The following is a 10,932-nucleotide window of genomic DNA, read 5'->3' on the forward strand; positions in this document are numbered from 1 at the left end:
CGATGAGACCGACCTTGCCCGCCGCTTCAATGTCTCGCGCACTCCGGTGCGCGAGGCGCTGCGGCAGCTTGCCGCCAGCGGCCTGATCGATGCCCGCGCGCATCGCGGCGCGGTGGTGGCTCGGCCCTCGCTGGAGCGGCTCACCGGCATGTTCGAGGCGATGGCCGAGCTGGAGGCGATGTGCGCCGGCCTTGCCGCCGAGCGGATGACGCCGGCGGAGCGTCATGCGCTGGAGGCGATCCACGAGGAGCTGCGGGTGTTGAGCTACACCGGCAATCCCGAGCGCTTCCACGAGGTCAATGAGCGCTTTCACAACGCGATCTATGCCGGCTCGCAGAATGCCTATATCGCCGAGATCACGCTGGCGACGCGCGTGCGCGTGCAGCCGTTCCGCCGCGCCCAGTTCCGCAACCTTGGGCGTTTGGCAAAATCCCACGCCGAGCACGACTGCGTCGTCGTCGCCATCTTGCGCGGCGACAAGACCGGCGCTGCGGCTGCGATGCGCGCCCATATCGAGCAGGTGCGGGGGGAATACGAGACCTACGCGGTGTCGGTGTAGCGCGCAAAGCTCTCAGTCTCGTCATTCCGGGACATCGCGAAGCGATGGGCCCGGAATCCATCCATCGACAACGCGTGCGGCTCGATGGATTCCGGGCTCGCGCTGCGCGCGCCCCGGAATGACGGAACTGGCAGCTACGCCTTCACCCGCTCCGCCATGAACGCCCGCCAGCCGCCATAGCCCGAAATATCCTTCGCGCCATGAATCGCGGCCGGCTCGACGATGAAGCCCTTGGCTTGCCTTCCGTCGGCGAGCCTGATGGTGCCGATCGACAGCGGCGGCGGGATCGCGGCGACGAATTTGCCGAATGCGGCCGGCGACATCGCCCACAGCTCGAGCCTGATCGCATGACCTGCACCGGCCTCGATGCGCAGCATGCCCGGCTTCGGCGGCGTGGTGTCGAGCGCGTAGAGCTTATAGTCCGGAGCGGTGACTGCCGGCTCCAGCAGGCGCGCATTGAGCGTGGTCAGTTCGTGATTCAGCGCCATGCCGGAGAGATGCGCGCCGACCACCGCGATCGTGATCTCGTGAGGGCCGGCCTGTGCCGCCAGGACCGCCAGCGGCGGTTGGGGCAGCGCCTTGGCGCCGAGGCCAAGCCCGGTGTCGGCATGAAATACGCGGCCGATGCCGGCGAGTTCGGTGTCGCGGCCGGCGGGGGCGAGCAGCGTGATGCCGAACGGCGCGCCGTCGGGCCGCATCGCTGCCGGTAGTGCCAGGCCGCAGAGATCGAGCAAGTTGACGAAATTGGTGTAGGTGCCGAGCCGCGAGTTGAGCTCGATCGGGTTGGCCAGCACGTCGGCGGTGGAATAGACCGTCGGAGCGGTCGGCAGCACGATCGCATCGCACTGCGCGAAGGTGCGCTCGGCAACGCGGCGCAGCGCCTGCAAGCGATAGAGCGCGGAGAAGGTATCGGCCGCGGTGGGCCGCGCGCCGCCGATGGTGATCTCGCGTGTCACCGGATGAACCGCCTCGGGTGATGACGCCAGGAGGTCGCGGATCACGAGATAGCGTTCGGCGACCCACGGGCCCTCGTAGAGCAGCCGCGCGGTCTCGTAGAACGGCTCGAGATCGAATTCGATGAGCTCGGCGCCAAGCGATTGCCAGCGCTTGCAGGCTTCGCCATAGGCCTTTTCGGCCTTGCGATCGCCGAAGAAGATCAATTGGCCGCTCTTGGGAATGCCGAGCTTCAGCTTCGCCGGAAATGTCGTGAGAGGTGCCAGCGGCCGGTCGCGCGAGAACGGATCGGCGTCGTCCGGACCGGCCATCACGGCAAGTGCGGCTAGCGCGTCGTCGACGGTGAGCGAGAACACCGAGATGCAGTCGAGCGTGCGGCAGGCCGGCACCAGCCCTGCGTTCGAGATCAGCCCGAGGCTCGGCTTGAGCCCGACGATGTTGTTGAGCATCGCCGGCACCCGGCCGCTGCCCGCGGTGTCGGTGCCGAGCGCGAGCGGCACCAAGCCCGCCGACACCGCGACCGCGGAGCCCGAACTCGATCCGCCCGGCACCAGATCGCCGCGCACCGGGTTCCTTGGAATGCCGTAGGGCGAGCGCACGCCGACCAGGCCGGTGGCGAACTGGTCGAGATTGGTCTTGCCGATGATGATGGCGCCGGCCGCGCGCAGCCTGGCGACCGCCGTAGCATCCTGCGCCGGCACGTAGGAGAATGCCGGGCAGGCGGCGGTCGTCGGCAGTCCCGCGACGTCGATATTGTCCTTCACCGCGACCGGTACGCCATAGAGCGGCAGCGCCGGATCTGCGAGACGCTCCGCCTCGGCGAGCGCATCCTTCTCGTCGCGCAGGCTGATGAAGATGGCGGGGTCGTTGTGCTCGCGGATGCGCTGGTAGCTGCGCGCCACGGTTTGTGCCGGGATCATGGTCCCGGCGCGGTGTGCGGCAACGATCGCGGCGACAGTTTCAGTCACGTGGTTGGCCTCGTCTCTGGCGCGGCAGGGCATCGGGTGCCCGCCGCGAGGGAATTGCAGCCTGATCGAAGCAAGCAATGTGCCATTGTGTACAATTTTCTCGCGCTCGCGACACGACGATTTATTGCACAATATCAGTCGTTTGAAATGCGCGCTGGTGGCTGACGCAAGCCGGCTTGAGAGTACGAATGCCTAATTTAAGAGCAGGCGTGACCAAGCCGAAATCTGGTCACGCGATCAGGTGAAGCAGGTGAGGATCTGCAACAACCGTTCGCGGTTTTCATTGCCGATCTTCTCGGCGACATGTCGCTCGTGCTCGGCGGCGAGCCGCTTGAACTGCGCCAGCGCGGTCTTGCCGCGCGAGGTCAGATGCAGCGCGTGGGAGCGGCGGTCGGTGGCGGAGGGGATGCGGCTGACGAAGTCGCGTTCCTCCAGGCTGTCGAGCAGATGCACCAGCCGCGCGCGCTCGATCCCGAGCCGCTTGGCGACCGCCATCTGGCTCAGTCCCGGATTGGCCCCGATCACGGTCATGACCGAATATTGGGTCGGGCGAATGTCGACGGTTGCCAGCGTCTTGACGAAGTCCTGGAAGATCCAGAGCTGGAAGCGCCGCACCGCATAGCCGGCGTGGCCGATCAACGCGTCGAGGCCGATGTCATCGCCGGCGTAGGCGCTCTGCGCCCGGCTATTCGCGGCGCGCGCGCGGGGGCGGCGGATTGCCGCTGCCGTTCCTGCTGCCTTGCGCGACGTCTTTTGACGGGTTGCCATGATCGACAGGCTAGCGCGGCCGAGGCTTAAGGAAAAGATTGTTGTTGACGACAACAATTGATGTCCGCAACATTATCACCAAAGAGCCCGGCCGGGATCGCGGCGCCGCACCATGTTGCAGCGCGATCTCGCAAAACGCGGGCGAGGAGGAAACCATGACGATGGCCACCGCCAGCGGTGACAATCCGAACAGCCTGTTCGCGACGCCCGCGATCGTTGCCATCAGTCGCGATGACGGCAGCATCCTGGTTCGATCCACCACGCCGTTGCAAGACAGCGCGCGCTGCGTCGGCGACTGGCTGGAACATTGGGCGCGGCAGGCGCCGGATCGCATCTTCCTCGGCGAGCGCGCCAATGCCGAGGCGCCCTGGAGCACCGTCAGCTATCGCGACGCGCTCGCCATCGTGCGGCGCGCCGCATCGTGGGTCCTGGCGCAAGGGCTGAGCGCCGAGCGGCCGCTTGTCATCCTCTCCGATAACGGCATCGACCACGCCTTGTTCGCGCTCGCCGCCCAGCATGTCGGCGTGCCTTCGGCCGCGGTCTCGCCGGCCTATTCCTTGATGTCGAAAGACTTCGACAAGCTGAAGGTTATGATCAGCCTGCTCGATCCCGGCGCGATCTATGTCGCGAGCACAAAGCCGTTCGCGGCGGCGCTTGCCGCGATCAAGCCGCTGCATCGCGCGACCATCGTCAGCGGCAATCCCGGCGATGCCGACGCGCTGCCGTTCCGTGCCATCGCGGCGACGCTGGAAGCACCAGAGGTCGCCACGGCCTTTGCCGCGGTGACACCGGACACGATCGCAAAGTTCCTGTTCACCTCGGGCTCCACGGGCACGCCGAAGGCCGTGATCAACACCCAGCGCATGCTGACCTCGAGCCAGCAGGCCAAGGCGCAGACCTGGACGTTTCTGGAGCAGTCCAGCGAGGAGCTGGTCATCCTGGATTGGCTGCCCTGGAGCCACACCTTCGGCGCCAACCACAATTTCAACCTGGTGCTGCGCAACGGCGGCACGCTCTATATCGACGGCGGCAAGCCGGCGCCCGGCCTGTTCGCGACCTCGCTCGCCAATCTGCGCAGCGTGGTGCCGACGGTGTATTTCAACGTGCCGCGCGGTTTCGACATGCTGATCGCGGCACTCCGCACCGACGACGAGCTGCGCCGCAAATTCCTCGAAGGCACCAAATTCGCGTTCTATGCCGGCGCGGCGCTGCCGCAGAATCTGTGGGACGCGCTGGACGAATTGTCGCTGCAGACAGTCGGCCGCAGGCTGCCGATGGTGTCGGCCTGGGGATCGACCGAGACCTCGCCGCTGGCGACCGATTGTCATTTCCTGGCAAAGCGCTCCGGCAATATCGGCGTACCGATTCCCGGCACCGAGCTCAAGCTCGTGCCCTCGGGCGACAAGCTCGAGGTCCGCGTGCGCGGGCCCAATGTCACGCCGGGCTATTGGAAAGCGCCCGAACTCACCCGAGACGCCTTCGATGACGAGGGCTTTTACAAGATCGGCGACGCCGTCACCTTCGCTGATCCCGCACGGCCCGATCTCGGCCTGTTCTTCGACGGCCGCGTGGCCGAGGACTTCAAGCTCAATTCCGGCACCTGGGTCAGCGTCGGCACCCTGCGCGTCGCCGGCATCGCGGCGCTGGCGCCGCTCGCGCAGGATATCGTGGTCACCGGTCATGGCCGCGACGAGGTGCGCTTCCTGGTGTTCCCGAACCTCGCCGCCTGCCGTTCGCTCGCGGGACTGCCCGAGAGCGCCGGCGCGCAGGAGGCGATCGGCCACTCGGCGGTCCGATCCGCGATCGGGCAGGGGCTGGCACGGCTGAAGGCGCAGGGCGGTCATTCCTCCGGCTATGCCTCCCGCGCGCTGCTGCTCGCCGAGCCTGCCTCGGTCGACGGCGGGGAGATCACCGACAAGGGCTACATCAACCAGCGCGCCGTGTTGACGCGCCGCGCCGCAGCGGTTTCGGTCCTGGAGAACGACGGATCGGCCGAGCCGATCGCCTGCGCGGGGTCGTGACGTGATTTGTACCGGCGCGGTGTTGAGAGGACGCCACGCACACCGCCGTCGTCCCTGCGAACGAAAGCAGGGACCCATACTCCGCGGCCGACGTTGTGTATAAAAGTCGTCGTTCCGCCGGTGTGCAATAATTGGCATTGGTGGTTATGCGTCCCGGCTCGGAGGCCGGGAAGACACCGAGTTTGTGGCACGTTTGGCGGGCTATTCACTTGAGCCGTCTGCACCGGTTCCTTGGGGCCTTGCTCCGCGCGGGTTCGTGTTTTTAGTTGCCATGGCAACTAAGCTGTGCGAGTTTCCGCGCCCATAGGGACAGGGCCGGTCAACGGCTACGCTTTTGGGAGGAGAATGTTGCGCAGCAGCGCGCGAGCGGCACGCATGGACAACCGGGCGAGTATTGCGGCGGCACAGGGTGCCGCCCGCAGTCCCGCCGTGCGGTCAGGTCGTGCTTTGCCCGGTTACGGCGCCGAGATTCTCGTGCAGCCGGCGCAGCAGGTCGATCAGCACCTCGCGCTCGTCCTTTTTCAGGCACGACAGCAGCCGCCGCTCGCGCTCCAGCGCGGCGACGATGACTTTGTCGTGGATGGCGCGGCCGCGCGCGGTCAGCGTGATCGAATGGGTGCGGCCGTCGTCGGGTGCGGTACGGATGGTCAGCAGGCCACGCTTCTGCAGCGCTGCGAGGTTGCGGCTGACCGGTCCCTTGTCGAAGCCGATCACCTGGCAGATCCGGGAGGCGGGAATCCCCGGCTCGATCGCCAGTTGCGAGATGATTCGCCACTCGGTGACGTTGACGCCGAAATTCTTCTGGTAAAATGCGGTGGCGCTGTTCGACAGCTTGTTGCCGATGAAGGTGATGAACGCCGGCACATAGCGATTGAGGTCCAGCAGCGGGCCATCGCTGGCATCTGCGGGATCGGCCGGTCTGGGCCGGCGGGGCTTTCGGGGGAGGGGCTGACTGCTCATCTCTCAAATCATCGCTGCGAAACTGTTCGGGAGCAAGTGACATGCGGCCCGTATTGACAAGATCAAACCTCGGGAGGTCCCGATGACTGCAACAGGGGGGACATCCGTCCCGCATCTCGACGTCGATCCGTTCGCGCTCGAGTTCTTCGCCGATCCATTCCCGACCCATGAGCGGCTGCGTGAGGCCGGGCCGGTGGTCTATCTCGACAAGTGGAATGTCTATGGCGTGGCGCGCTACGCCGAGGTCCATGCGGTCCTGAACGATCCCGCGACCTTCTGCTCCAGCCGCGGCGTCGGCCTGAGCGACTTCTCCAAGGAGAAGCCGTGGCGGCCGCCGAGCCTGATCCTGGAGGCGGACCCGCCGGCGCACACCCGCACCCGCGCAGTGCTGAGCACGGTGCTGTCGGCGACCGTGATGAAGCAGCTTCGCGGGCAGTTCGCCGCCGCAGCGGAGGCCCGTCTCGATGTGTTGTTGGAGAAGCGCAGGTTCGACGCGATCGAGGACCTTGCCGAAGCCTATCCGTTGTCGATCTTCCCGGATGCGCTCGGCCTGAGGCCCGAGGGCCGCGAGAATTTGCTGCCCTATGCAAGTCTGGTGTTCAACGCCTTCGGCCCGCCGAACGAGCTCCGCAAGGAGGCGATCGAGCGCTCGGCGCCGCATCAGTCCTATATTGCCGAGCAGTGTCAGCGGGATAATCTCACCCCCGGCGGCATCGGTGCCTGCATCCACGCCCATGTCGATAGCGGCGCCATCACCGCGACCGAGGCGCCGCTGCTGGTGCGCTCGCTGCTGTCGGCCGGTCTCGACACCACCGTCAACGGCATCGGCGCGGCGGTCTATTGCCTCGCACGCTTTCCCGACCAGTTCGAGAAGCTGCGCAGCGATCCGACGCTGGCGCGCAACGCCTTCGAGGAAGCCGTGCGGTTCGAAAGCCCGGTCCAGACCTTCTTCCGCACCACGACTCGCGACGTCGAGCTCAGTGGCGAAAGCATTCCCGAAGGCGAGAAAGTGCTGATGTTCCTTGCCGCTGCCAACCGCGATCCGCGCCGTTGGGAAAACCCCGACAGCTATGAGATCACGCGCCGCACGTCGGGCCATGTCGGTTACGGCTCAGGCATCCACATGTGCGTCGGCCAGCTCGTCGCCCGCCTCGAAGGCGAGGTGATGATGGCGGCGCTGGCGCGCCGTGTCGCCAGGATCGAAATCACTGGCGAGCCGACGCGCCTTTTCAACAACACGCTGCGCGGACTGAACAGCCTGCCGGTCGAGATCACGCCGGCCTGACGGGAAGCCGGCAAATGGTTGGTTGCGGAAACATGGGAGGGGATATGATGAAGGGCTTCGGGGTTGGTTTGGCGCTGGCATTGGCCTGCGCCGCGGGCAGCGCACGCGCGGAGATATCAGACAATGTCGTGCGCGTCGGCGTGCTCAACGACATTTCCGGCATCTTCCAGGACACCAACGGCATGGGCTCGGTGGAAGCCGCGCGCATGGCCGCTGAGGATTTCAACGGCGGCGGCAAGGGCATCAAGGTTGAGATCGTCTATGCCGATCATCAGAACAAGGCCGACGTGGGATCTGCGATCGCGCGCAAATGGCTCGATGTCGAAGGCGTCGACGCCATCGTCGACGTGCCGAACTCGGCCGTCGGCCTCGCCGTCAACACCGTGCTGCGCGATTCAAGGATGACGTTCCTGGCCTCGTCGACCGCAAGCTCCGATCTCACCGGCAAGGCCTGCTCGCCGAACACCATTCAATGGGTCAACGACGCCTGGGCGACCGGCAACACCACCGCGGCCGCGATGATGCAGCGCGGCGGCAAGGATTGGTATTTTGTGACGGTCGACTACGCACTCGGCAAAGGCATCGAAGCCGAGGCGACCAACTACATCGAGAAGCACGGCGGCAAGGTGCTCGGATCGAGCAAGCATCCGCTCGGCACGTCGGACTTCGCGTCCTTCCTGCTGCAGGCGCAGAACTCGAAAGCAAAAGTGATCGGCCTCGCCAACGCCGGCGGCGACACCATCAACGCGGTGAAGCAGGCGGCCGAGTTCGGCATCCAGGAGGGCGGCCAGACCATGGTGGCGTTCCTGCTGTTCGTGAATGATGTCCACGGCATGGGCCTGAAGGTCGCGCAGGGCCTGCAACTGCTGGAAGCCTTCTACTGGGACATGAACGACGACACCCGCGCGTTCGCAAAGCGCTTTGCTGCGCGTCCCGGCATGAACGGCAAGATGCCGAGCGGCAACCAGGCCGGCGTCTACGCTTCGACGCTCGCCTATCTCAACGCGGTTGCCTTAACCGGCAGCGACGATGCCAAGGTCGTGGTGCCGCAGATGAAGACCTTCAAGGGCAAGGACAAGCTGTTCGGCGACACCACGATCCGCCAGGACGGCCGCGTCATCCACCCGATGTATCTGTTCGAGGTGAAGAAGCCGGAGGAGTCGAAGTACCCCTACGACTATTACAAGCTGATCGCGACCATCCCGGCCGACCAGGCGTTCCGTCCGCTGGCGGATGGCGGGTGCTCGCTGGTGAAGTGAGGGTGTCGCCGCGCGCTCCGCTCTCTCCCCGTAAAACTCCGGTCTACCCGAGTTCTGCCTTTTTCAATTTGCCGAAGCCGGGTAAATCCGGCTTCGGCGGGAGAGGGCCGAGTGCCGGTTCTCGCCATGCAGCGTCGCGGGCAGAGAGTGCAAACCTCAAGCGACGGATCCACAATGTTGCGAGGGAGGCACAGCTTTCTCGACTGGCTTCCCGGCTGGGCCTTGACGGCGTTCGGCCGAATCGTATGCTCATCGCGCATATTGTTGAGGCAGTTCTTCGATTTTGGATGACGTAGCAACTTGAATCTGGTTTGCGTCTCGCCAGCATTTCAACCTGCTCTCCAAAACTCAGTGACCAAGAGCTCGCGCCAAGTGAATTGGCGAGGGCTTGCGGGCGTTTGATTCCGCTGTCGGCAGGCCATCGGGCAAGGCCGGCTGCGGGGGGGGGCGAATCGCCGGACAGGCTTATTGGATTTCGTTGGAATCATTTTTTGGGGGGAGGGGTTTATGGGCGTGAACGTTGCCAGCGGAACTACCGTTTCTGTGTCCAATACGCAGACCAGCAACACGGTCCAGGACGGCGGCACGCTTTACGTGCTGAACGGCGGGTATATCAGCAACACCCTCGATGTTGGCACCGTCGTTGTGTCCTCTGGTGGCACCGATTTCGCAGACACCGTCTCCTACGATTCGAATGGTGCGGCGCAGCTAGATGTTTACGGTAGCGCGATCAGCGCCGTGGTCAGCGGCGGCAACATGGTCGCCATATCCGGCGGAACCGCGATCGCCACCACGATCAGTGGCGGCAGACTGTCAGTTAACGTCAGTGGTTCAGTCGCAAGCAACACCACGGTCGACGGCGGTTGGCTGACCCTTTTCAACGGCGCGGCAATCAACACGACCGTCAATGCCGGTGGCGTCGAAATCTATGGCGGCACCACGACCAACACGACGCTCGCGAGCGGCGGATATCAGTACATCTCAACCGAATACAACGGAAACTTTGAAGGCAGCGCAGTCGCGACCAGCACCACGCTCGCAAGCGGCTCTGAACAGATCGTTGGATTTCTTGGGGGTGGCGTCGCGATCAGCACCATCATCGCGGGCGGTACGCAGTACGTCGGCTATGCCGCCTTCGGATCCGCGGGTACTGGTGTCGTAAGCAATACCACGATTACGAGCGGTGGAATCCAGTACATTGCGCCGTACGGCTACATTGAAACCGGCACGGCCGTCAGCACGACGGTCACCGGCAGCGGAAGCATCCAATATGTCGGCGAGGGCCAATACTGCGGAAGCGCAACGGCGATCTCCACCACGCTGATCGCGGGCGGTGAACAGATCGTGTGGGGCGGCGGCGTGTACAGCCCCATCGCCAGCAGCACGGTGGTCAGCTCGGGCGGTGCTGAGATCGTTTCATCCGGCGGCATCGCCAGGACCACGGTGATCAGCGCCGGCGGCACCGAGACCGTTATGGCGGGCGGCATCGCCAGCAGCACAGTGATCAGCTCCGGTGGCACCGAAGTCGTTTCGTCCGGCGCCACCGCAAGCGGCATCGTCGTCAATAGCGGCGGTACCTTGATTGTGATTGCCGGCGCCAGTGTCACGGGCTTGACCAACAACGGCGGCACGGTGGTTAGCCAAAGCTCGCCTGTGACCGTAAGCAGCGGATCGTCCTACACCGTATCGAGCGGCCAAAGCGACACCGGCGACACCGTGCTCAATGGCGGTTCGATGTTCGTTGCCTCCGGCGGGTCGGCCGCCGGCACCACCGTCAGCAGCGGCGGGCTTCTGACCGTCAGCAATGGCGGCAGCGACGCAGGCACGACCGTCTCGTCCGGCGGCACCGAAACGGTTGCGGGCAACGATACGAATGCCGTCGTTGCAAGCGGCGCGACGATGTATGTCAGCAGCGGCGGCAGAGCCAGCGGAACGCTTCTATCCGGGGGAACGCTCGACGTGCTGGCTGGCGGGTTTGCCACCGGGACGATGGTTTCGGCGGGCGGCACGCTCAACGTGACGGGGACCACGTCCAATACGGTCGCGGTGTCCAGCGGCGGCGTGGAGAACGTCTCGTCCGGTGGCGTCATCCAGGGCACGATCAGCGGCGGGGCGGGGACCGGAACGTTCGTCGCAGCCGGCGGGACGCTCAACGTGC

At 65.3% G+C, this 10,932-nt stretch carries 8 protein-coding genes; 5 read left to right on the forward strand and 3 right to left on the reverse strand.

Annotated elements, in window-relative coordinates; translation table 11 throughout:
* Positions 1 to 559, forward strand: a 559-nt coding sequence (locus H8A95_RS38140) for a GntR family transcriptional regulator (protein WP_229187749.1), incomplete at its 5' end; no start/stop codon positions are given.
* Between the two features lie 134 nt (positions 560 to 693).
* On the opposite strand, the gene atzF is transcribed toward H8A95_RS38140, so the two are convergent.
* Both atzF and H8A95_RS38150 read right to left on the reverse strand, forming a co-directional pair.
* Entirely contained in the window at positions 694 to 2,514 is a 1,821-nt protein-coding gene (gene atzF, locus H8A95_RS38145) for an allophanate hydrolase (protein WP_229187750.1), read from the reverse strand.
* Between the two features lie 204 nt (positions 2,515 to 2,718).
* A complete protein-coding gene (locus tag H8A95_RS38150; protein WP_229187751.1) occupies positions 2,719 to 3,249 on the reverse strand; it encodes a MarR family winged helix-turn-helix transcriptional regulator in 531 nt (176 codons plus the stop codon).
* A gap of 161 nt (positions 3,250 to 3,410) precedes the next feature.
* Between H8A95_RS38150 and H8A95_RS38155 the strand changes: the two genes are divergently transcribed.
* Positions 3,411 to 5,270, forward strand: a complete 1,860-nt coding sequence (locus tag H8A95_RS38155; RefSeq protein ID WP_229187756.1) for a feruloyl-CoA synthase — start codon at positions 3,411 to 3,413, stop codon at positions 5,268 to 5,270.
* A gap of 435 nt (positions 5,271 to 5,705) precedes the next feature.
* Here the strand turns inward: H8A95_RS38155 and H8A95_RS38160 are convergent, their stop codons facing one another.
* Positions 5,706 to 6,230 (reverse strand): MarR family winged helix-turn-helix transcriptional regulator, encoded by a 525-nt coding sequence (locus H8A95_RS38160; RefSeq protein WP_229187752.1) that lies wholly within the window; start codon positions 6,228 to 6,230, stop codon positions 5,706 to 5,708.
* An 82-nt stretch (positions 6,231 to 6,312) separates the two neighbouring features.
* Between H8A95_RS38160 and H8A95_RS38165 the strand changes: the two genes are divergently transcribed.
* The 3 genes from H8A95_RS38165 to H8A95_RS38175 all read left to right on the forward strand — a co-directional run.
* On the forward strand, positions 6,313 to 7,515 hold the full coding sequence (locus tag H8A95_RS38165) for a cytochrome P450 (protein ID WP_229187753.1): 1,203 nt from the start codon (positions 6,313 to 6,315) through the stop codon (positions 7,513 to 7,515).
* 47 nt (positions 7,516 to 7,562) lie between these two features.
* Positions 7,563 to 8,774 carry an ABC transporter substrate-binding protein gene (locus H8A95_RS38170; RefSeq protein ID WP_229187754.1) on the forward strand — a complete coding sequence of 404 codons (1,212 nt, stop codon included), beginning with the start codon at positions 7,563 to 7,565 and terminating at the stop codon, positions 8,772 to 8,774.
* A gap of 468 nt (positions 8,775 to 9,242) precedes the next feature.
* A partial coding sequence (locus tag H8A95_RS38175; protein WP_229187755.1) for an AIDA repeat-containing protein occupies positions 9,243 to 10,932 on the forward strand: 1,690 nt, incomplete at its 3' end.

It is taken from the genome of Bradyrhizobium oropedii (assembly GCF_020889685.1).
Classification (GTDB): domain Bacteria; phylum Pseudomonadota; class Alphaproteobacteria; order Rhizobiales; family Xanthobacteraceae; genus Bradyrhizobium; species Bradyrhizobium oropedii.

Excerpts from the sequence above, each read along its gene's own strand:
- H8A95_RS38170 (WP_229187754.1), top strand. The coding sequence starts at position 7,563 with ATGAAGGGCTTCGGGGTTGGTTTGGCGCTGGCATTGGCCTGCGCCGCG.
- H8A95_RS38150 (WP_229187751.1), bottom strand. The coding sequence starts at position 3,249 with ATGGCAACCCGTCAAAAGACGTCGCGCAAGGCAGCAGGAACGGCAGCG.
- atzF (WP_229187750.1), bottom strand. The coding sequence starts at position 2,514 with ATGCCCTGCCGCGCCAGAGACGAGGCCAACCACGTGACTGAAACTGTC.
- H8A95_RS38155 (WP_229187756.1), top strand. The coding sequence starts at position 3,411 with ATGGCCACCGCCAGCGGTGACAATCCGAACAGCCTGTTCGCGACGCCC.
- H8A95_RS38160 (WP_229187752.1), bottom strand. The coding sequence starts at position 6,230 with ATGAGCAGTCAGCCCCTCCCCCGAAAGCCCCGCCGGCCCAGACCGGCC.
- H8A95_RS38165 (WP_229187753.1), top strand. The coding sequence starts at position 6,313 with ATGACTGCAACAGGGGGGACATCCGTCCCGCATCTCGACGTCGATCCG.